This is a genomic window from Pseudoxanthomonas sp. LjRoot127, from assembly GCF_964253495.1.
Lineage (GTDB): Bacteria > Pseudomonadota > Gammaproteobacteria > Xanthomonadales > Xanthomonadaceae > Pseudoxanthomonas_A.
In genome coordinates this window covers 1,857,193-1,878,925 of sequence record NZ_CAXUQR020000001.1, presented here as the reverse complement: position 1 = coordinate 1,878,925, position 21,733 = coordinate 1,857,193, and the positions used below count along the sequence as shown (strand labels likewise).

Sequence of the window (21,733 nt, the reverse complement as noted above, 5' to 3'; positions counted from 1 at the left end):
GTCCCGTCTGCTGTTCCTTCCTTGCCACCCTGGAGTCCGCCCATGCGCCACACCGCATTCCGCCTCACGCTGCTGGCCTCGACCGTCGCGTTCGCCCTTGCCGCACAGGCGGCGCCATCCGCCGCCGACCGCATCGCCGGTACCGAACTGATCGCGCGCGATGCTCTGTTCGGCAATCCCGAGCGCGCGAACGTGCAGATCAGCCCCGATGGCAAGTACCTCAGCTGGGTCGCCGCCGTCGATGGCGTGCTCAACGTCTGGGTCGCCCCGGCCGACAATCCGGCGCAGGCCAAGGCCGTCACCCAGGACAAGGCGCGCGGCATCCGCAGTTATTTCTGGTCGTACCACCCCGACACGCTGCTGTACCTCCGCGACAGTGGCGGCGACGAGGACTTCCACCTGTACGCCGTCGACCTGAAGACGGGCCAGGCGAAGGACCTGACGCCCTTCCCGAAGACCACCGCGCAGGTGGCCGGCGTCAGCCCCAGGCATCCCGGCACGATCCTGGTCGGCATGAACGATCGCGACGCGCAGTGGCACGACCTCTACAAGGTCGACCTCGCCACCGGTACGCGCACGCTGCTGGAGAAGAACGACGCCAAGATCGCCGGCTACATCGCCGATGCCGATTACACGCTCAGGTACGCACAGCGCTCGCGCCCGGACGGCGGCGCCGACGTGCTGAAGCGCGGCGCCAACGGAGCGTGGGAGAAGTTCGACGACATCCCGTTCGAAGACGTCCTGACCACCAGCCCCGGCGGCCTGACGCTGGACGGCAAGACGCTGTACTTCACCGATTCCCGCGGCCGCAACACCGCCGCGCTGTTCGCGGTGGACGTGGCAAGCGGCAAGCGCTCGCTGGTGCTGGAAGACGCACGCGCCGACGTCGGCGGCACCCTCGCGGATCCGGCGACGGGCAAGGTACAGGCGGTGTCGGTGGACTACCTGCGCGATGAGTGGAAGATCGTCGATCCCTCGATCCGCGCCGACCTGGAGAAGCTGGAAGCGATCGGCCCGGGTGATGTGTCCGTCAACACCCGCACGCTGGACGACAAGACCTGGATCGTCGCGTACTCCGCCGCCGAAGCCCCGCTGGTCTACTACCGCTACGACCGCCCGGCTGGCACGTTGACCAAGCTGTTCTCCGCGCGCCCGAAGCTGGAGGGCAAGCCGCTGGTGCCGCAGTGGCCGGTGGAAATCGCCTCGCGCGACAACAAGACGCTGGTCAGTTACCTGACCCTGCCGCGCAGTGCCGATGCGAACAACGACGGCAAGGCCGATGCGCCGGTGCCGCTGGTACTGCTGGTCCATGGCGGTCCGTGGGCACGCGATTCATATGGCTACGGCGGCTACAACCAGTGGCTGGCCAACCGCGGTTACGCGGTGCTGTCAGTCAACTTCCGCGGCTCCACCGGCTTCGGCAAGGACTTCACCAACGCGGGTAACGGCGAGTGGGCCGGCAAGATGCACGACGACCTGATCGATGCCGTGCAATGGGCGGTCAAGCAGGGCGTGACCACGCAGGACCAGGTCGCGATCATGGGCGGCAGCTACGGCGGCTACGCCACGCTGGCCGGCCTGACGTTCACGCCGGATGCGTTCGCCTGCGGCGTGGACATCGTCGGCCCGTCCAACCTCAACACCCTGCTCAGCACCGTTCCGCCGTATTGGGCCAGCTTCTTCGAACAGCTCGCCAAGCGCATGGGCGACCCGCGCACCGACGCCGGCAAGAAGTGGCTGACCGAACGTTCGCCGCTGACCCGTGCCGACCAGATCAAGAAGCCGCTGCTGATCGGCCAGGGCGCGAACGACCCGCGCGTGAAGCAGGCCGAGAGCGACCAGATCGTCAAGGCGATGCAGGCCAAGAACATTCCGGTGACCTACGTGCTGTTCCCCGACGAAGGCCATGGCTTCGCGCGGCCGGAGAACAACAAGGCGTTCAATGCCGTGACCGAAGGCTTCCTCGCCCAGTGCCTGGGTGGTCGCGCCGAACCGATCGGCAAGGACTTCACCGGCTCGAGCATCAGCGTGCCGACGGGCGCCACCGGCGTGCCGGGCCTGGCCGATGCGCTGAAGGGCCACACGCAGGAAGTAAAGAAGTAAGCCTGCTCCCTCTTGCGTCCATGACAGAAACGGGAAACGCCGGCGAAAGCCGGCGTTTCTTCGTCTGCATCCCTGCGGGCGGCGATCAGGCCGCCTTTTCCTTTTCGTAGAACTGCTCTTCCTCGGTGGAGCCCTTCAGCGCGGTGACGCTGGAGCTGCCACCCTGGATGACGGTGGTGACGTCATCGAAGTAGCCCGCGCCCACTTCCTGCTGGTGGGACACGAAGGTGTAGCCCTTCTCGCGCGCGGCGAATTCGGCTTCCTGCACCTGCTCGACGTAATGCTTCATGCCCTCGCCGCGCGCATAGTCGTGCGCAAACTTGAAGGTGTTGAACCAGTTGATGTGGATACCAGCCAGGGTGATGAACTGGTACTTGTAGCCCAGCGCCGACAGCTCGTCCTGGAAGCGGGCGATCTGCGCATCGTCTAGGTTCTTCTTCCAGTTGAAGCTGGGCGAGCAGTTGTACGACAGCAGCTTGCCAGGATGCTTGGCGTGCACCGCCTGGGCGAATTCGCGGGCGAAGCCGATGTCCGGCGTGCCGGTTTCGCACCACACCAGGTCGGCGTACGGCGCGTAGGCGATGCCGCGGCTGATCGCCTGCTCCAGGCCGTTCTTCACCCGGTAGAAGCCTTCCGCGGTGCGCTGGCCGGTGACGAAGGGCTGGTCGTTGGCATCGAAATCCGAAGTCAGCAGGTTGGCGGCTTCGGCATCGGTGCGCGCCAGCACGATGGCCGGCACGCCCAGCACGTCGGCCGCCAGGCGCGCGGCCTGCAGCTTCTGCACGGCTTCCTGCGTGGGAACCAGCACCTTGCCGCCCATGTGCCCGCACTTCTTCACCGCGGCCAGCTGGTCTTCGAAGTGCACGCCCGCAGCACCGGCGACGATCATGTTCTTCATCAGCTCGTAGGCGTTCAGCACGCCACCGAAGCCGGCCTCGCCGTCGGCGACGATCGGCAGGAAGAAATCGATCGCGTCGGCTTCGTTCGCCTTGCCGTCGCAGATGTTCTTCCACTGGATCTCGTCGGCGCGCTGGAACGTGTTGTTGATGCGGCGGACCATCGTCGGCACCGAGTCGTACGCATACAGCGACTGGTCGGGGTACATGGTCTCGGAGGTGTTGCCGTCGGCGGCCACCTGCCAGCCGGACAGGTAGACGGCCTCCAGGCCGGCCTTGGCCTGCTGCATCGCCTGGCCCGCGCTGATCGCGCCGAACGCGTTGACGTAGCCCTTCTTGGCTTCGCCGTTGACGAGCTTCCACAGCTTCTCGGCGCCGCGGCGGGCCAGGGTGTATTCCGGCTGCAGGCTGCCGCGCAGGCGGACGACGTCGGCGGCGGCGTAGTCGCGCTTCACGCCGGTCCAGCGCGGATTGCTGTCCCAGTCTTTCTGGATGGCGTCGATCTGCTGTTGCTTGGTGCTCATGGCGGGCTCTCTTTCGTCGTGGGGCGTCGTGGTGGGGGTGGTCGGTCGATGCGTCAGTCGATGCGGTCGTACGCGGGCAAGGTCAGGAAATCGGCCAGCTCGTCGGCGCGGCTCAGGTGGTCGAGCAGGGCGATGGCTTCGGAGATGCGCTCGCCACCGGGCAGCCGCGAGTGGTCGCCCAGCTTCGCGGGCAAGGCGGCCAGCGTGCGCTGCAGCAGCGCGTAATCGATCTGGGTGCCGTCGCACAGGTGCACGTCGGCGGTGTGCAGCCACTGCCAGATCTGCGTGCGCGAGATCTCGGCGGTGGCGGCGTCTTCCATCAGCCAATGGATCGGCACGCAGCCGTTGCCATCGAGCCACGCGGCCAGGTAGCGCACGCAGACTTCCACGTTGCCCTCGAAGCCGGCACGCGTGATGGTGCCGGTGGACGGACGGATCAGGTCGTCGCGCGTGACCGCCACGTCCTCGCGTTGCACGCTGCGCTGGTTCGGCTGCGGCATGTGTTCGTCGAAGATCGTCTTCGCGACCGGAATCAGCGCCGGGTGCGCCACCCACGTGCCGTCGTGGCCGGCGGTGACTTCGCGCAGCTTGTCGGCGCGCACGCGGGCAAGCGCCTGTTCGTTCGCGGCCTCGTCGTTGCTGATCGGGATCTGCGCCGCCATGCCCCCCATCGCATGGGCACCGCGGCGATGGCAGGTCTGGATCAGCAGTTCCGAATACGCCTTCAGGAACGGCTGCGTCATCGTCACCTGGCCGCGCTCGGGCAGCACCTTGTCGGCGTGGCGGCGGAAGGTCTTCAGGTAGGAAAAGATGTAGTCCCAGCGGCCGCAGTTCAGGCCGACGATACGGTCGCGCAGCGCATGCAGGATCTCATGCATCTCGAACACGGCCGGCAGCGTCTCGATCAGCACCGTGACCTTCATCTGCCCGTGCGGCAGGCCCAGCGCGGCTTCGATGTGCGACAGCGCGGTTTCCCACAGCGCGGCCTCTTCCATGCTCTGCAGCTTGGGCAGGTAGAAGTACGGGCCACGGTCGCGGGCCTGCAGCGCGCGGGCGTTGTGCCAGGCGAACACGGCGATGTCGAACAACCCACCCGCGATCGGCGCGCCATCGATCAGCACGTGCTTTTCGTCCAGATGCCAGCCACGCGGGCGCACCAGCAGCACGGCCTGCTCGTTCTGCGGCTTCAGCGTGTAGTGCTTGCCGGCGTCGGAGGTGAACTCGAGATCGCCCTGCACGGCGCCGACCAGCGCGCGCTGGCCGGTCAGCAGATTCTGCCAGGTCGGCGAGGTGGAATCCTCGAAGTCGGCCATGAACACCTTCGCGCCCGAGTTCAGCGCGTTGATGACCATCTTCGGGTCGACCGGACCGGTGATCTCCACCCGACGGTCCTGCAGCGCGGCCGGGACCGGGGCGACGGCCCAGTCGCCCTCGCGGATGCCGCGGGTGTCCTCACGGAAATCGGGCAGGCCGCCCGCGTCGAAGAAGGCCTGTCGCGACCGACGGGCCGCCAACCGGGCCTGACGCTCCGGTTCGATCGCACGGTGCAGCGAGACGAGCAGGGCCAGCGCGCCGGGCGGAAGCAGGGCGTCCTGGCCCGCCACGTTGGCGGTCAGGGCGATGCCGGGGGTGGGGCGGTCGGCGCGCGGGTCGCGCGGCGGCAGGGCGAAAGCGGTGGCGGACATGGGCGTCTCCTGGCGTCTTGCTGGAGACGCACAGTGCTCCCGTGTCGAATTATTTGACAAAACAGTTTTGTCAATGCACTAAATAAGCTCGCCTTATAGTTGACTAGAACGTGAGCTCTAAAGAAGCGCCAACCCCCCGATTTCCCTACAAATCCGACCGGTTGAAGCCGCTGCGCGCCTTCTGCCAGACGGTCCGGCTGGGGTCGGTGTCGCGGGCCGCGGAGGCGCTTTTCGTCAGCCAGCCCGCCATCACCCTGCAACTGCAGGCACTGGAACGGGACCTGGGGATCACCCTGTTCGAGCGCAGCGGGCGCCGGCTGACCCCCAGCCGGGAGGGCCAGGTGCTGTACGAACTGGCGCAGCCGCTGGTGGCGGGGCTGGACGGGCTGGACGCGACGTTCCGGGAAAAGGTCAGCGGGCTGGAAGCCGGCGAACTGAACGTGGCGGCCAACAGCTCGACCATCCTCTACCTGCTGCCGAAGATCGTGGAGCACTTCCGCCAGGAACACCCGGACGTGAAGCTGACCCTCCACAACGCCGCCACCGCTGACGGCACCGACCTGCTGCGCTCGGATGCCGTGGACCTGGCGGTGGGCTCCGTGCTCGATGTGCCCGCCGATCTCAGCTACGCGCCGGTCTACCGCTTCGAGCCGATGCTGATCACGCCGCCCGACCATCCGCTCGCGAAGAAGCGCGACCTGCGGCTGGAGGATCTCTCGCCCCATGGCCTGATCCTGCCGCCGAAACGGCTGATCACCTACCGGCTGGTGGACCTGGTGTTCCAGCAGGCGCGCGTGCCCTACACCGTCGCGCTGGAAGTGGGCGGCTGGGAGGTGATCAAGCAGTACGTCAGCATGGGCATGGGCATTTCGATCATCGCGTCGATCTGCCTGACCGACGCCGACCGCGACCGGCTCGCCGCGCGCTCGCTGGCGCAATGGTTTCCGTCGCGCAGCTATGGCGTGGTGGTGCGCAAGGGCAAGTTCCTGTCGCCGCAGGCGCGTGCCTTCATCGAACTGATCCAGCCCCACCTGTTCGAGCGCCGCGATTACGATGAGAGCGGCCATTCCGAACGCTGACGCCCTGCCTCCATGAGCGGCCGTTACCGACAACACGACCTTGCCCCCGGCCTGCCCCTGCTCTGCCGCTGGGACTACGTGCAGGGCGCGCACGCCGCGCCCGCGCTGGTCCTGCCCGATGCCTGCGTGGACCTGCTGTGGGATGGCGCGCGCCTGAGCATCGCCGGACCGGATACGCAGGCGCAGTACGCGCATGTCGCGCCGGGTCGACGGTTGCAGGGCCTGCGATTCGCGCCGGCCGCCGCCGCACGCTGGATGGGTGTTCCCTTGCATGCCCTCGCCGACCAGCGCGTGGACCTGCGCGACCTCCGCCGTCCGCGCCTGAGCGCACTGGCCGACCGCATGGCGGAGCGCGAGGGCGATGCGATGGCCTGGCTCGCCGAGCGCATCCTGGTCGACACGCCGCCCCGCGACCGCGCGATGCAGGCCGTGCATGCGCGACTCTCGTGCCCGCAGCCCGAGTCGGTCGCGCAGCTTGCGCGCGATCTCGGCCTCACCGAACGCACCCTGCTGCGACGGTGCGACGAAGCGTTCGGCTACGGACCGAAGCTGCTGGCGCGCATCCTGCGACTGCAACGCTTCCTGCAGCACCGGCACCACCACGCCAACCTGCTGGACGCCGCGCTCGACGCGGGCTACTACGACGCCGCGCAGCTGGCGGGCGATGCGCGCCGGCTCACCGGCCTCACGCCCACCCAGTTGATCGCGCAGGTCGCGGACTGACTGTCCGATTTCGCCAAGACAGGGCGCACGGACTCGGCCAGACTGACGGCCTCCTCCACGGACACCCGCCATGAGCACCGCCGACCAGCACCATCGCATCGATTACATCGAGTTCAACGTCGCCTCCATCGCCGCCTCGAAGGCGTTCTATGGCGACGCGTTCGGCTGGACGTTCCAGGACTACGGGCCGGACTATTGCGAGTTCCGCGATGGTCGGCTGACCGGTGGCTTCGCCCACGACACGGCGCAGCCGGGCGGCGCGCTGGTCGTGCTGTATTCGACGGCGCTGGAAGACAGCCTGGCGAAGGTCCAGGCCGCCGGCGGGCGCATCACGAAGCCGATCTTCGCCTTCCCCGGCGGACGGCGCTTCCAGTTCACCGATCCCGACGGCTACGAACTGGCCGTGTGGTCGGCGACCTGAGTCAACGGGTCTCGTAGCGCGCCAGCAGCGCGCGGTGGCTGGCCCGCCACTGCGCGAGCTCGACGGGCGAATCCTCGAACGTGCCGTCGATGAAGGCCAGCGACAGCGATTCGGTGGCCCGCTTCACGTCCTCGCTGACCTCGCGCGAATCGAAGTAACGGTGATCGGTGAACACGTTGTGGGTGCCATGCCGGTAGACCGCCAGCACCTTGTGCGCGCCGCCGATCGCGTCGAACACCTTGAGCCGGTCGTCCACGCCGGATCCGAAGCTGGGAATGCGGATGATGTCGTCGGCCGTGGTGACGTGCAGCGTGGGGACGGTGATGCCCGACAGGATCGGGCGGAAATCCTGGTCGCCATAGAACGGCGGCGCGGAGATCACGATCGCCGCACGGATGCGCGGATCGCGTAGCTGGATCGTCTGCCCATGGCGCACCACCCGCGCGCCGGCGGACATCAGCGTGGTGTTGGCGCCGTATGAATGCCCGGCCGCGATGATGCGCGCGGGATCGATGCTCGCTCCCCATTCGCCCGCGAGCACGCGATCGAGTGCGAAGCGCTGGTCGCGGACGCGATCGATGGCTTCGGCATCGCCCGCCGCGTGCTGGAAGCGGGATACCAGCGTGAAGGGATTGCCTTCCCACAGCGTGCGGTCGCTGCCGACATGCTGCACGTGGAGGCTGGCGATGCCGTGCTTCGCCCAGTAGCGCCCGAGGTAGGTGTAGCCGTCGCGCGCGCTGCCGATGCCGTGCGAGAACACCACCAGCGGCACCTTGCCGCGGCGTGCGTTGTCGGGCCAGAACAGCTTTACCGGCACCGCGCGTCCGCGCACGGGATCCACCCAGTCCAGGTCCTGCACGCGATAGCCCGCGCGTTGCTCAACATGATCGCCCGCCCGCACGGGCGCGTGCGACGAGGCGACGAGCATCGGCGCCAGCAACAGCAGGGACAGCAGTACCGCCAACCGATGGCGGCGGAACAGGGAGAACACGTTCATCGGCAACACATCCAGTACAGGGACAGCGCACGCGGCGCGCACCCGCATGCGACAGGGACAGAACGCCGACTTCGCGGCGCGCTACTTCTTCTTCGGGCGGCCAGCCTTCACCGGCGCCAGCGCGTCCAGGGCCTTCGCCAGCGCCTGCGGCGACAGTGCGGACAGCGCCTGCAGGCCCGCGCGCAGCAACTCGCTCTTCTTCGCCGGCCGCTGCATCTGCAGCGCACGCTGCTTGAGCACGGCCACCAGCGCGAAGTCGTCCGCCGGCATCGTGAAGCTGTCGCGCACCAGCTTGGCCGGCGGCGCCTGCGCCGCCATGCCGGCGTCGCGCGTCTTGCGGGACTTGACCATGGCTCACCCGTAAATCGTATAAACGATTTATACCGTTTCATCCCCGCCCTGCCAAGCCCGGCGTCTGCCGACGAGCGGCAGGCATTCAGGCGGGACGGCACGCAGCGGGGGTGGCATGCGGACCTAGACTGTCGGTGTTCCACCGCTACGGCATGCCATGCCTCCTCGAACCGCCTCCCTGCGCGCGGGTGAACGCGCCGCCTTGCTGGCGGTCGCGGAGGCCCGCGCCCTTGCCGCCGCGCTGGCCATCGCGCCGGTCGATCCGTCGGGCGTGCACGAAGCGCGCAAGGCCATCCGTCGCCTGCGCTCGTTGCTCGCGCTCGCGCGGCGTGCGCTGGGCAAGGACGCGATCGATCCGATCGATGTCGAACTGCGCGCACTGGCCAAGGGCCTGTCCGCCCTGCGTGACGCGCAGGTCGTGCAGGACACCGCACGGGCATGCGCGCGCGACGCGGAGGGCAAGGCCGAGGCACACAGCTGGGAGGCACTGCTGCCGCTGCTGGCCGAACGCCAGCAGCACGTCCTTGCCGCGGCACTGCGCGACGATCCCGGTTTCATGCAGCGCCAGGCGCAGGCGCATCGCCACGCCGACCGGCTGCGGGTGTTGCCGTGGCACCAGTTGGGTGCCGCCGACCTGCGCCGTGCCGTGCTTCGCTCGATGCGACGGCAGGCGAACGCGCAGGCGGCGGCGCTGGCATCGGGCAGGCTGGAGCATCTGCATGCCTGGCGGCGACGGTCACGCCGGTTGCGGATGCAGCTGTCGGCCCTGCGCAAACTGCGGGTCCACGCGCAGCCGGGGCGCGCCGATGCCGCGACCCTGCGACACGTCGCCCAACTGGTCGACCAGCTGGGCGTGCTGCAGGACCTGGCATTGCTGCAGCAGGCGCTGGACGAACTTGCGCGGAGGCAGGTACCGACGACGCCGGCCGCGCTGCGGCGTCCGAAACCCTTGCCCATCCATCCCCTCGGCTAAACGCATTTACCCGCTTTCGACGTGCGCATTCACGTCAAGTACGCCCCGGCAGGGCCGATAGTGACCCATACGGTCTCTCCCGACGGCGCACGGACCGCCGCGCACCGCCGGAAGGCCAGAAGATCCGGTGTTCCGGCAACGGGACGGTTTGGCACAAAGCCTGCTTCTCCCGGGAACAGGCCGGGACCTACCGCCCTCCCTTCACGCAGGATCAAGGCCCGCTGGTGGATTCCACCCTTGCCCCTCGCGGCGCCGCTCCGGCGACGCCCGCACCGCCCCCCCGCCGAGGCGGCCTGCCGCCGCTGGTGTGGGCGACGGCTGTGCTGTTGCTGGGCATCGTGTGCACGTCGATCGTGGCCCACCGGGAATGGGACGACCTGCAGCAGCGGGCGGAGGACGACCGCCGGGCGCTGGCCGATGCCGGGGTCTCGCAACTGCGCGTACCGCTGGAGCAGGCGGCGTCGATGCTGCGCGCCATGCAGACCGTGTACCTGGCCAACGACCAGATGGACCAGGCACGCTTCAGCCAGTACCACGCCAGCCTGCGCAGCCCGCTCGCACCCAGCGCCTACACCTCGGTGGCGTTCGCACGCCGCTCGCCCGCCGACCAGCCGCTGGCTGACCAGGTCTCGTACCGCTACGAATTCGTTGCTCCGTACCAGCCGAACACGTCGTTGATCGGCTTCGACATGGTCACGCAGAAAGCCAACCTGGCCGCCCTGTTGCGCGCGCGCGACACCGACACGGTAGTGATCTCGGCGCCGTTCCCGCTGCGCCAGACCACGCCGGCGGGCCAGAACCCGCTCGGCGTGACGCTGCGCCTGCCCGTGTACTCCGACGGCCCGACGCCGACCACGCCCAACCAGCGGCGCGCGCGCGAAATCGGGGCGCTGGCCATCGGCATCCGGCTGCAGCCGCTGGTGGAAACCGCGATGGCCGGACCGGTCCTGGACGGCTTCCGCGTGCGCCTCTACGACGCCACCGCGGATGCGCATCCGTTCTACGACTCCGCCACGCCCATCGCCACCGGCCTGCCCGCGCAGGTACGGCGCATGGATTTCGGTGGCCGCCAGTGGCGGCTCGAACTGCAGCCGCGCCCGCAACCCCTCGACGCCGGCCGCCTGCAGGCCATCCTGGCCGGCGGCGGCGTGATCAGCCTGCTGCTGGCGGCGCTGGCGTGGTCGCTGGCCACCACGCGGCGGCGCGCGGTCGCGCTGGGCGAACAGATGAGCCGGCGCTACCGCGAGAGCGAACTGCGCTTCCGCGCGCTCAACGAACTGCTGCCGGCGCTGGTGCTGCTGGCCGACGTGCGCGATGGCCGCATCGTCTACGCCAACCAGGCGGCGCGGATGCGCTTGGGAGATCCCACCGGCCTGCCGCTGTCGGCGCTGTTCTCCGATCCGCAGCTGCAGGCGCGCGCGCGCGATGCCGCGGCCATCGGCAACGACTGGGGCAACCTGGAAGCGGTACTGCTGAGCCCTGGCGGCGGCGCGTTCTGGGCCAGCGCCTCCATTGCGCAGGTCGACATGGACGGCGAGGCGCACCTGCTGATGGTCGCCACCGACATTTCGGAGCAGCGCGAACTGACCGAACGCCTGAGCTACCAGGCTACCCACGATGCGTTGACCGAACTGTGCAACCGCCGCGAGTTCGAGCGCCGCATCGAGGAGGCCCTGAACGAACGCAAGGGTCGCGCGGCGTGCGACCCGTGCGCGCTGCTGTACATCGACCTGGACCAGTTCAAGCTGATCAACGATGTCTCTGGACACATGGCAGGCGACCAGCTGCTCGCGCAGCTCGCGCTGGCGATGCGCCAGCAGCTGCGCGGCGGCGATGTGCTGGCGCGGCTGGGCGGCGACGAATTCGGCCTGATGGCGTTCCACGTGGACGCGGAGGGCGCGCGCGCACTCGCCGAACGCCTGCGCGAATGCATCGAAGCGCTGATGTTCGTCTGGCAGGACCGCACCTACACGGTCAGCGCCAGCATCGGCGTGGTGGCGATCGACCAGCAGGAACCGACCCTGAAGGACCTGCTGGCCTGGGCCGACACGGCGTGCTACCTGGCGAAGGAGAACGGCCGCAACCGCGTGCACCTGTACCGCGAAGACAACGAGACCACGCGCCGCCAGGGCGAAATGGAATGGGCCAACCGCCTGCGCTGGGCGGTGGAACAGGACCGCCTGCTGCTCGACTACCAGGAGATCGTGCCGCTCGACGGCCGCGACACCGCGCCCAGCATCGAACTGCTGCTCAGGCTGCGCGACGAGGACGGCGGCGTGGTGCTGCCCGGCGCGTTCCTTCCCGCCGCCGAACGCTACGGGCTGATGCCGGCCATAGACCGCTGGGTGATCCGCAACGCGCTTGCGCATTTCGGCGAGCTGCACCATTCGGGCATGCGGCTGGGCACGTGCGCGATCAACCTGTCCGGCGCCAGCATCGAGGACGAGGGGCTGGCCGACTTCATCCTGGCGCGCATCACTGAATTCGCGGTGCCGGCCCAGGCCTTGTGCTTCGAGATCACCGAGACGGTCGCCGTGCGCAACCTGCTGAAGGTCGTCGCGGTGATCGAACGCCTGCGCCGCGCCGGCTGCCGCATCGCCCTGGACGACTTCGGCGCCGGCATGTCCTCGTTCGGCTACCTGAAGAACCTGCCCGCCGACCTCATCAAGATCGACGGCAGCTTCATCCGCGATCTCGAAACCGACCCGATGAGCCGCACCATCGTCAGCGCCATCGCGCAGATCGGCCACCAGCGGGGCTTGAAGGTCGTGGCCGAGTGGGTCGCCAGCCCGAAGATCGGCGACGCGCTGCGCTCGCTCGGCGTGGACTATGGCCAGGGCTACGCCCTGCACCGTCCCGAACGCGTGCTGTTCCAGCGCGAAGAGCCGCCGCCGCGGCGCCTGGCGGTGGTGCGCTGACCTACCGCACCGCCTGCTCCGCGGGCGTGTCGATGGCCCGCGGCCGCACGTGCTCCAGCAGGCTCACCAGCGTCTTGCCCGGCTCCTCCCACGGAATCATGTGGGCGGCATGCTCGAACCACACGCCCTGCTTGTAGGGCGCACGCACCTGCGCCAGCCAGGCGGCGGTGGGCGCCGAGGGCGTGGTGTAGTCGTGCCGGCCCATGAACATCACCACCGGGATGGGGAAGTCCACCACGCCGGTGAAGTCGACCTGCAGGAATTCGTCCAGCAACCGGCCCAGCGTGAACACGCTGCCCGCATTGATCGCGCAGCGCGCCGCATCGTCGTAGTCCGGCGACAGGCGCGGGCCCTGGAAGTAATAGGCCGAATCGTCGCGATAGGCGCTCAGGCCGCCGTAGAACTGCGGCCACTTGCGCGCGATCACGATGCGCTCGCGGGTGATCGGCTGGTCGCCGGGATACGGCGCGATCGATTCCATCTCGCGCACCGCGTCGGCATTGCCGCGCTCGCGCGCCATGCGCAGGCCGTAGTCGAAGCTGACCTGCTCGTTGGTCCGAACGTTGATCACCTGGCCGATGCCGACGTAGGCATGGAACAGATCGGGACGCTGCAGCGCCGCGTGCATGGCCACCACCGTGCCCCAGCTGTGCGCCATCAGCACCAGCTTGCGCTTGTGGTAGCGGCCGCGCAGGTGCTCGGCCAGCGCGATCGCGTCGTCCACGTAGCGCTGCACGTGCAGCGTGTCCGCGACGGCGTCCTGGGGATTCAGGGTCAGCGTCCTGCCTGCGCCGCGCTGGTCGTAGTTGACGACCGTGAAGTACTCCTCCAGGGGACGCTGGAACTGCCACAACGTGGGAATGACCGGCGATGCCGGGCCGCCATGCACGAACAGGATCATCGGATTGCTGCGGTCCTGGCCGCGTACGTTCACCCATTGCCGGACGCCGCCGATGTCCACCGCGTAGTCCTCCTGCACGCCGGTGGGAGCGACGATGCGCCCCAGGTCCCCGATGATCTCGCGCGCGGGCGCATAGGCGGACCGGTCGGGGCACGCCGGCTGGGCGGCGGCCGTCGTCGGCGATGCAAGCGTGGCGGCGAACAACAGGGATGCGAACGCGATGGCGCGCATGGGCGTTCCTCTCGGCAGGGCAGTCGGCCGCATTGTCGACGACGTTCCGTCCGCCTGCCCCGGGTCGATGGTCGTGGCGCATGCGTCGTCAGTCACGCTTCCACATCCAGGACCGATGCTTGCGCGACGCCTCGGTCCACGCTCGCGGCGGATGCGTGCGGGCCGCGGCTTGGGTTCTAATGCGGCTGGGAGACACGCGAGGGGCAGGATGAAAGCAGGGATCGTGGCGGCCTGCCTGACGGTCGCGAGCCAGGGCGCGTGGGCACAGAGCACGACGCCGGGCGCCGCGCACGACATGTACCACCAGGAACCCCCTGCCGCGCCCTCGCTGCGCAAGGGCGGTCCTGCGCTGCGCGACAAGCGCAAGCAGGGCGTATCGCCGTCTTACGAGCGGCAATGGCGGGACGCTCTGGCGCTTGGCGAGCAGGGCGACGCCGCCGAGGCGGACCGCACACTCGCGCAGGCGATGGCGCACCGCGAGTTCGCGACGCTGCCGCTCGCCGACCAGCGCATGACGTGGTCGCGCGCGGCGTGGATGGCGACACGCCTGGGCGACCATGTGCGTGCACGCCGCTGGGCCACGCGAGCCGTCGAGGCCGGATCCGACGATCCCGACGACATCTACCTGCTCGCGCAGCTGGACGAACGCGAGGGAGCGCATGACGCGGCCGCGCGCCACGTTCGCGATCTGGCGATGCGCTGGCCGCGCATGGTCGACCACCTCGACACTGCGTTCGTGCTGCGCGTGGCCCGGCAGGCGCCGCCCGCATCGGCGACCCGGCTGCAGGTGATGGAGGCCTTGATGCAGGCCGGCTGGGACGGTGCGGGGCTGGGGGTCGGCGACCTGTGGTACCAGCTCGCCCTGCTCTACCAGGCACGCGGCGACCACGCCGGCGTCCGTCGTGCGGTCAGCTTGACCACCTCGCCCGAGGCGCTGGTGAAATTCCGCGTGGACCGGCGCTTCGATGGCATCGTCGACCTCGACAGCGGAGCACTCGACATCGCGGAAGCCGCACGCCGGCGCGTGGCATCCCTGCGCGTGCTGGCCGACAGGCGCCCTCGAAGCCTCGAGACCCGCATGGAACTCGGCTACGCGCTGCTGGCGACGGGCCAGCACGCGGAGGTGGTCACGCTGGCGAACGAGACGCTCGCCGCGCTGTCGGCGGCATCGGCGGATGCGCCGGCGTTCGACGATCCCGAGGTCGCCGCGTGGATCGTCAACCACCGCGCGGTCGCGCAGCGGAGGCTGGGCAAGCTGTACGACGCGCAGGCCGACCTGTTCCGCGGCACGCTGATGGACGAATCGGGCGGCGCCAACGTCAGCCAGGTGCTCAACCTGGGCCAGTTCCTGTGCCAGCGCGGGCGCCCTGAGGAAGCGCTCGCTGCCATCGGCCGGGTCGGCGACATGAGCGGTTACGGCCGCATGGTGCAGGTCTCCATCGAACACTGCGCCGCTGTCCAGCAGCAGGATGCCGCCTCTGCACGGCGCGCGCTCGACTACCTGCGCGACCACCGCGACGACGCCCTGGAGCTCTGGATCTGGGCCCTGGTCGAAGCCGGTCGCATGGACGACGCAGCCGACGCCCTCATCGCGGCCCTGGCCGATCCGGCGACGCGTGGCGACCTGCTCGCGGCCGTGCAGGAATGGCGGGAGCCGGCCCCGCTGCCTGCCTTCGTGCCCGTGCAGGCGCGCTGGCGTGCACTGATGGCGCGCGACGAGGTCCGTCGCGCCGTGGACGCCGTCGGCCGCATCGAACGCCAGCCGATCTTCGCCATCGGCGGCCTCTGACCGGACGCGGTGTCAGGCGTGCGCCATCCATTGGCGCACCAGCGCCTGCAACGCGGTGCGCTGGGCTTCCACGTCGTCCACGCCGGCGAAAGTCCAGGTCGCGCGGTCGGCGCCCAGCCATGCGAGCAGCTGCCGCGGATCGGCGATCGCGCCCGCGGGCATCGCCTGCTTGCCCGCGCCCAGGTGCAGCACCAGCATCATGCGGTCCGGCCGGCGCAGCTGCATCGTCGCGAAATGGCGGCCCTCCACGTGGAAGCTCGGTGCGTTCCACTTGATGCTTTCGCCGATGCGCGGATCCGTCGCCAGGATCGTCGTGCGCAGCAGGCGGATGGCGGCGTCCTGCGCATGCGCGAGGGTGGCCAGGAAAGCCTCGACATCGTCGCGCGCTGCCTGTGTCCCCATGGTGTCGTGCACTCCGCCTGTCGACTGATCGCGAACGGTAGCGTGGGCAGGGGCCGCCGGCCAGCGCACGGAGCGTCCGACCGGCGGTCGCGCCTGCGCGGCGCAGGTTGATCGGAATCAACGCGGCCGTCGCACGGGCGGCGTACGTTGGCGACTCCTAACGCCACGCCAGGAGCACGCCATGGACCGCACCATGAAAGCCGCCGTCGTCCGGCAGTTCGGCGCCCCGCTGGTCATCGAGGATGTCCCTGTGCCGCGCCCGGCCGCCGGCGAACTGCTGGTCAAGATCGAGGCGTGCGGCGTCTGCCACACCGACCTGCACGCCGCCGAAGGCGACTGGCCGGTGAAGCCCAGCCCGCCTTTCATTCCCGGGCACGAGGGCGTCGGCCACGTCGTCGCGGTGGGCAATGGCGTGACCCACGTGAAGGAAGGCGACCGCGTCGGCGTTCCGTGGCTGTACTCCGCATGCGGCTACTGCGCGCACTGCCTCGGCGGGTGGGAGACGCTGTGCGAAACCCAGCGGAACACCGGCTATTCGGTCAACGGCGGTTTCGCCGAGTACGCGCTGGCCGACGCGGGCTACGTCGGCCACCTGCCGGCGGGCATCGGTTTCGTCGAGATCGCGCCCATCCTGTGCGCCGGCGTGACCGTCTACAAGGGCTTGAAGGTCACCGATACCCGACCCGGCGACTGGGTGGTGATCTCCGGCATCGGCGGGCTGGGCCACCTGGCCGTGCAGTACGCGAAGGCGATGGGCCTGAACGTGGCGGCCGTCGACGTGGACGACGCCAAGCTGGACCTGGCGCGCCGCCTGGGCGCGACGGTCACCGTCAACGCCGCCACCGACGACCCGGCCGCGTATCTGAAGAAGGAAATCGGCGGCGCGCACGGTGCGCTGGTGACGGCGGTATCGCCCAAGGCCTTCGAGCAGGCGATCGGCATGGTGCGCCGGGGCGGCACGGTGTCGCTCAACGGCCTGCCGCCGGGCCAGTTCCCGCTCGACATCTTCGGCATGGTGCTCAACGGCATCACCGTGCGCGGCTCCATCGTCGGCACCCGACTGGACCTGCAGGAGGCGCTCGATTTCGCCGCGATGGGCAAGGTCGCCGCGACCGTGGCGACCGACCGCCTGGAGAACATCAACGCCGTGTTCGCACGCATGCACGCCGGCACGATCGAGGGGCGCGTGGTGCTGGATTTCTCTGCCTGATCGCGCGACTCAGTCCGCGCTCGCCGCCGGCCGCGCCTCGTCTCCGCCCGCTGCGGCGAGCCGTGACTGCGCACCCCGCGCCGGCAGCGGCATCACCCGCAGTCCCCGCTGGCGACACAGATCGAAGGCCGGATACACCGCGCGGCGTCCATTCGCGAACGCCACCTGCAGGTCGTGCACGCAGTCGTCGCTGCGGATCTGGAGGGTGGCCGCATCGCCGCCACCGGCCAGCCGCCCGCCGACGAGCAGTTCGCGCGGCTGGTCCGCGCCGGCCCGCGCCGCGGAGACCGACACGATGGCATCGTGGGCACGGTTGACGAGGTAGAGGTAGTGGGTGCGCTCGCCGGCGTGGGCGGCGGCGAACGGGATGGCGGCGGCGAGCAGCACGACGATGGACGCGCGAGGCATGGCGGAATCTCCGGTGATGAGGGCGCCACCGGCAGCGCGGGTCGCGTGCGGGGCGAGCGCATCTCGCGCCCGCTGCGGGAAGGCGGCAACGGATCCGGGACGAATCGTCGTGCGGCCGTGACGAATCGTCGTGGGCAGCGATCGCGGCTTTCCGTCGCCGGCGCGGCCGCCTAGGATGCGTTCGCACAGGAGGCCCCCATGAAGATCCGTCTGGGCAGCACCGAGATCGGCCTGTTCCGCTACCTGGGGCTGTGGACCGCGATCGCACTGCTGTTCACCTTGCAGAACACGCTCAACAACGGCCTGGAGCGCCCCAGCTGGCCACTGTCGGACCTCATCCGGTGGTCGTTGATCCAGTGGTACAGCTGGGCAGCCCTAGCGCCGCTCGTGTTCCGCCTGGCCGAGCGCTATCCGGTACGCGGCACGTTGCGCTTCCGCGGGTTGGCGCAGCAGCTCGTGGCGAGCCTGTGCACGACGTTCCTCGCGATGGTGCTCGGCGCCCTGGTCTCGACGCTGTTCGAACCCAGCGGCTTCTTCGAGCAGCTCGGCTACTTCCTGGAGCAGCACTTCGCCATCGGCGTGCTGACCTACTGGACGCTGTTCGCCATCCAGCAGGCCATCCAGTTCCACGCCGAGAAGGCGCGACGCGAACTGGAGGCCAGCCGGCTGGCCACCGAACTGGCCCAGTCGCGCCTGCAGGTACTGAAGACCCAGCTGCAGCCGCACTTCCTGTTCAACACGCTGCACGCCATCGTCACCCTGCTCGACGAGGACAAGCTGTCGGCCGAGGACATGCTGCTGCGCCTGAGCGAACTGCTGCGCGCGTTCCTGGAGGACTACGACGGCCAGGAGATCCCGCTGCGCCGCGAGCTGGAGCTGCTCGAGCTGTACCTCGGCATCCAGCGGCGGCGCTTCAAGGACCGCCTGACCACGCGCATCCATGTCGCACCCGACGTGATGGATGCCGCGGTGCCGAGCCTGGTGCTGCAGCCGATCGTGGAGAACGCGATCCGCTACGGCATCGGCCAGCACGTGGGCGAGGACTGCGTGGAGATCGACTGCCGCCGCGAGGGCGACATGCTCTGCATCGACGTGCGCAACTACAACAGCACGCTGGACGAGGGCGGCCAGGCGGGCGGCCACGGCATCGGCCTGTCCAACACGCGACTGCGCATGCGCGAGCTGTATGGGGACCACGCGAGCCTGCGGCTGGACCTGATCGTGCCGCGCGGCGTTGCGTGCCGGTTGCGCCTGCCCTACCGCGACCTCGACGAGGACGCCCTGCCGGAGCACGTGCCCGCATGCGCCTGACCGCGCTGGTGGTGGACGACGAACCGATCGCCCGCCACGCCGTGGCGCGCCTGCTGCGCGACGACGCGGACATCGAGGTGGTGGGCGAATGCGGCGACGGCGTGTCGGCGGTGGCGGCCATCCGCGAGCGCTCGCCCGACCTGGTGTTCCTCGACATCCAGATGCCGGCCATCACCGGCCTGGACGTGGTGGCCACCCTCGGCCCGGCGCGCATGCCGGCGACCATCTTCGTCACCGCCTACGAACAGTTCGCGGTGCGCGCGTTCGAGGCGAATGCCGTCGATTACCTCGTCAAGCCGTTCAGCCGCGAACGCTTCGCCGAAACCCTGCGCCGTGCGAAGCAGCGCCTGGCGATCGGACAGGGCGCCGATGCCGACACCACCGCCCGGATCATGCAGGCGCTGGCAGCGCTGCAACAGCGCGATGCCTACCTGGAACGGATCCCGGTGCGCGAGGACGAGCGCGTCGTCCTGGTCGACGTGGACGACATCGTCTGGATAAAGGCCAGTGGCAACACCGTGCGCCTGCACCTGGCCGACCGCGTGCACGAAGTCCGCGAGACCATGGCCGCGCTGGCGGCACGCCTCGACCCGCGCCGCTTCGCCCGCGTGCACCGCTCGGCCATCATCAACATCCGGCGGGTCAGGGACATCCATCCATGGTTCAACGGCTACCACGTGGTCACGATGGATACCGGCCAGCAACTCCGGATGAGCCGCTACCAGCACGATGCCTTCCTGAAGCTGGCGACCCTGCGGCACGGGGACTGACGCGGCCCGTGCCGCGCCGCCCTCATTCCGAATCCACGCCCGCCAGCGCCAGCACCCAGCCCGGCACCACCGGCTCGCCGGCGTAGAACTCCTTCGGCCTCTTCTCCGCCATCGCCCAGCGGTGCAGCCAGCTGGGGCCGTAGCGGCCGTTGTAGCCGTCCTCGCCGCGCGCGTAGGCAGGGTCGCGCATCGCCTCGTCCAGCGTCACCACGCGGTAGCCGCGTCGCTGCACGCCGGCCACGAGATCCGCGTAGGCGACGGCGTTGAGCTCGTTGGCGTGCAGCAGCCAGACCTGCGGCAGCGCGTAGCCGAGCAACGCCTGCGACTGCCGTTCGAAGTAGTCGACCTTGTTGAGCATGTAGGGCACATAGCCGCGCCGCAGCCGCTCCAGCGTCGCCGCGCGCACGGGCGTGTCGGGCTGGCCGTCGAGCACGTTGGCGTAGGCGAACGCCCATACCCATTCGCCGTTGTCGACCGTCACCGGTGCGATGCGGTAACCGTGTCCGCCCAGGAACGCGGACAGCGCCGCACGTTCCTCCGGCGTGCGGCCGGCGCGCAGGTACGGGTGGCGAAACCAGCGCGGCGCCTGGCCGCGTTCCGCCAACAGCGGGCGCAGCACGCGTTCGCCGCGCAGGATGTCCTGCTGGAACGCAGGCAGACCGACCGCATGCAGATCGAGATGGCCATGGGTGTGGTTGCCCAGCCCGAAGCCCGCATCCCGCCAGTCGCGCAGCATCGCCACGCGCTCGGGCCGCACTTGGCCATCGACTTCCAGCTTGCCCTCGTTGACGAAGCCGACCACCGGCACGCCGGCCTGCTCCAGTTGCGCCATGAGCTGCGCGTGGCGTCCTGCGAGCGCGTCCGGCGGCGTCTTGTCCATGCGCTGCCACGGCAGGTCATCGATGGTGACGGCGATGCGGCGGTCGGGCCCGGCGGCATGCGCACTCAACGCCCATGCGGACAGCAACAGTACTTGCAGGAGGAAGCGCACGCGCAGTCCGGGACAGGGGGGCGGAGCGGCGAGCTTATCGTCCGGCATGGCCCGGCCGCCAGCCGACTCAGGACGTGCTGTGGGGCGCAGCGCGCAGTCGCGCTTCGATGGCCGCGTGCAGGCCGGGAACGTCCGGTACGCGGATGCCGAATGCCTCCTGCAACACCGTGATCACCGCCTCGGCATTGGGCAGGCTGCGCCGCTCGCTGGCATGACCGGGGCGATGCAGCGCGACGCTGCCGTCGTTGAGCGTCCGGCGCCAGCCCGGCCCGGTGAGGGCGGCGCGCAGCTGGCCCACGAACGGCGAGTCCGGATGCGTGCTGACGTACCAGTTGCCGACGATGTGATCGATGTCGGCCTGCGGCTGCAGGTCGAACACGTACAGCGCCCGCCACTCGCCCGCCACCCTCGAGCACAGCGTATAAACGCCATCGCGCCGGGTGATGCGGTAAGGCTCGTGCGGCGTGGCCTGCACGTCTTCGGTATCCAGTCGCAGTGGTGCGGTGGGCACCATGCCGCCGAAGCCGACATCGACGATGTAACGCTGCCCCTCCACAATGGCCAGTACCAGCAGGTGCGTGCGCGCGGTGGGTTCGTCCTCCGGTCCTCCCATCACCACGCGCGCCGTCAGGCCGCGCGCATCGAAGTGCAGCTGCCGGAGCAGCGCCAGGAAAACGCGATTGAGTTCGTAGCAGTAGCCGCCGCGCCCCGCATGCAGCAGCTTGTGCTGGATGGCTGGCAGGTCGATCGGTACGGGCGCGCGCAGCAGGGTGGACAGGGTTTCGAACGGAAACGTGGCGGTATGCCGCAGCTGCAGCGCGCGCAAGGTGTCCAGAGTGGGCGGCGGCGGTCGGTCGTGACCCAGGCGTTGCAGGTATAGCGCGATGTCGGCGAGCGTGTCGGCCACGGAAGATTCCCTCGTTGGGCGGGCCATCACGGTAGGACCTAAAGCGCGATTGAGGTCAAGACGCCTCGCAGGACGCATGCTCCATCGCCTCCATCGCCGACCCTTCCCATACCTTCATGCCGCGTGATGATGTCGTGTCCTGC

Annotated in this window: 19 protein-coding genes; 10 read left to right on the top strand and 9 right to left on the bottom strand. The window is 69.4% G+C overall.

Annotated elements, in window-relative coordinates:
* The first annotated feature begins 42 nt into the window (after window positions 1-42).
* Window positions 43-2,103, top strand: a complete 2,061-nt coding sequence (locus tag ACSQ19_RS08730) for a S9 family peptidase (protein ID WP_435996336.1) — start codon at window positions 43-45, stop codon at window positions 2,101-2,103.
* A gap of 85 nt (window positions 2,104-2,188) precedes the next feature.
* Here the strand turns inward: ACSQ19_RS08730 and aceA are convergent, their stop codons facing one another.
* Both aceA and aceB read right to left on the bottom strand, forming a co-directional pair.
* Entirely contained in the window at window positions 2,189-3,523 is a 1,335-nt protein-coding gene (gene aceA / locus ACSQ19_RS08725; protein ID WP_435996334.1) for an isocitrate lyase, read from the bottom strand.
* Window positions 3,524-3,576: 53 nt separating this feature from the next.
* Entirely contained in the window at window positions 3,577-5,208 is a 1,632-nt protein-coding gene (gene aceB / locus ACSQ19_RS08720) for a malate synthase A (protein WP_435996332.1), read from the bottom strand.
* 110 nt (window positions 5,209-5,318) lie between these two features.
* On the opposite strand from aceB, the gene ACSQ19_RS08715 reads away from it, so the two are divergent.
* The 3 genes from ACSQ19_RS08715 (at window position 5,319) to ACSQ19_RS08705 (ending at window position 7,431) form a co-directional block, all read left to right on the top strand.
* Window positions 5,319-6,287 (top strand): LysR family transcriptional regulator, encoded by a 969-nt coding sequence (locus tag ACSQ19_RS08715; RefSeq protein WP_296281039.1) that lies wholly within the window; start codon window positions 5,319-5,321, stop codon window positions 6,285-6,287.
* 12 nt (window positions 6,288-6,299) lie between these two features.
* Entirely contained in the window at window positions 6,300-7,010 is a 711-nt protein-coding gene (locus ACSQ19_RS08710; protein ID WP_435996330.1) for a helix-turn-helix domain-containing protein, read from the top strand.
* A 70-nt stretch (window positions 7,011-7,080) separates the two neighbouring features.
* Window positions 7,081-7,431, top strand: coding sequence for a VOC family protein (locus ACSQ19_RS08705; protein WP_435996328.1), 351 nt, complete (start codon window positions 7,081-7,083; stop codon window positions 7,429-7,431).
* Window position 7,432: 1 nt separating this feature from the next.
* On the opposite strand, the gene ACSQ19_RS08700 is transcribed toward ACSQ19_RS08705, so the two are convergent.
* Window positions 7,433-8,428 carry an alpha/beta hydrolase family protein gene (locus ACSQ19_RS08700; RefSeq protein ID WP_435996326.1) on the bottom strand — a complete coding sequence of 332 codons (996 nt, stop codon included), beginning with the start codon at window positions 8,426-8,428 and terminating at the stop codon, window positions 7,433-7,435.
* 81 nt (window positions 8,429-8,509) lie between these two features.
* A complete protein-coding gene (locus ACSQ19_RS08695) occupies window positions 8,510-8,779 on the bottom strand; it encodes a hypothetical protein (RefSeq protein ID WP_296281031.1) in 270 nt (89 codons plus the stop codon).
* Window positions 8,780-8,936: 157 nt separating this feature from the next.
* Here ACSQ19_RS08695 and ACSQ19_RS08690 point away from each other — a divergent pair, with 157 nt between their 5' ends.
* Window positions 8,937-9,752 carry a CHAD domain-containing protein gene (locus ACSQ19_RS08690; RefSeq protein WP_435996323.1) on the top strand — a complete coding sequence of 272 codons (816 nt, stop codon included), beginning with the start codon at window positions 8,937-8,939 and terminating at the stop codon, window positions 9,750-9,752.
* Window positions 9,753-9,976: 224 nt separating this feature from the next.
* Window positions 9,977-12,670, top strand: a complete 2,694-nt coding sequence (locus ACSQ19_RS08685; protein ID WP_435996321.1) for a bifunctional diguanylate cyclase/phosphodiesterase — start codon at window positions 9,977-9,979, stop codon at window positions 12,668-12,670.
* 1 nt (window position 12,671) lies between these two features.
* Here the strand turns inward: ACSQ19_RS08685 and ACSQ19_RS08680 are convergent, their stop codons facing one another.
* Window positions 12,672-13,802, bottom strand: coding sequence for an alpha/beta hydrolase (locus ACSQ19_RS08680; protein ID WP_435996318.1), 1,131 nt, complete (start codon window positions 13,800-13,802; stop codon window positions 12,672-12,674).
* A 208-nt stretch (window positions 13,803-14,010) separates the two neighbouring features.
* Here ACSQ19_RS08680 and ACSQ19_RS08675 point away from each other — a divergent pair, with 208 nt between their 5' ends.
* A complete protein-coding gene (locus tag ACSQ19_RS08675; RefSeq protein WP_435996316.1) occupies window positions 14,011-15,591 on the top strand; it encodes a hypothetical protein in 1,581 nt (526 codons plus the stop codon).
* Between the two features lie 12 nt (window positions 15,592-15,603).
* Here ACSQ19_RS08675 and ACSQ19_RS08670 read toward each other — a convergent pair whose 3' ends face one another.
* Window positions 15,604-15,993 (bottom strand): DUF1801 domain-containing protein, encoded by a 390-nt coding sequence (locus tag ACSQ19_RS08670; RefSeq protein ID WP_299343992.1) that lies wholly within the window; start codon window positions 15,991-15,993, stop codon window positions 15,604-15,606.
* Between the two features lie 181 nt (window positions 15,994-16,174).
* Between ACSQ19_RS08670 and adhP the strand changes: the two genes are divergently transcribed.
* Entirely contained in the window at window positions 16,175-17,203 is a 1,029-nt protein-coding gene (gene adhP, locus ACSQ19_RS08665) for an alcohol dehydrogenase AdhP (protein WP_296281020.1), read from the top strand.
* Between the two features lie 9 nt (window positions 17,204-17,212).
* On the opposite strand, the gene ACSQ19_RS08660 is transcribed toward adhP, so the two are convergent.
* Entirely contained in the window at window positions 17,213-17,611 is a 399-nt protein-coding gene (locus ACSQ19_RS08660; RefSeq protein ID WP_435996313.1) for a hypothetical protein, read from the bottom strand.
* Window positions 17,612-17,809: 198 nt separating this feature from the next.
* Between ACSQ19_RS08660 and ACSQ19_RS08655 the strand changes: the two genes are divergently transcribed.
* Complete coding sequence (locus tag ACSQ19_RS08655; RefSeq protein ID WP_435996311.1) at window positions 17,810-18,922, top strand: sensor histidine kinase; 1,113 nt, start codon at window positions 17,810-17,812, stop codon at window positions 18,920-18,922.
* Window positions 18,913-19,692, top strand: a complete 780-nt coding sequence (locus ACSQ19_RS08650) for a LytR/AlgR family response regulator transcription factor (RefSeq protein WP_435996309.1) — start codon at window positions 18,913-18,915, stop codon at window positions 19,690-19,692. Before ACSQ19_RS08655 ends, ACSQ19_RS08650 begins: the two co-directional genes overlap by 10 nt.
* Window positions 19,693-19,714: 22 nt before the next feature.
* On the opposite strand, the gene ACSQ19_RS08645 is transcribed toward ACSQ19_RS08650, so the two are convergent.
* Window positions 19,715-20,683, bottom strand: coding sequence for a polysaccharide deacetylase family protein (locus tag ACSQ19_RS08645; protein WP_435996307.1), 969 nt, complete (start codon window positions 20,681-20,683; stop codon window positions 19,715-19,717).
* 67 nt (window positions 20,684-20,750) lie between these two features.
* Window positions 20,751-21,590, bottom strand: a complete 840-nt coding sequence (locus ACSQ19_RS08640; RefSeq protein WP_435996305.1) for an arylamine N-acetyltransferase family protein — start codon at window positions 21,588-21,590, stop codon at window positions 20,751-20,753.
* Window positions 21,591-21,733: the final 143 nt, after the last annotated feature.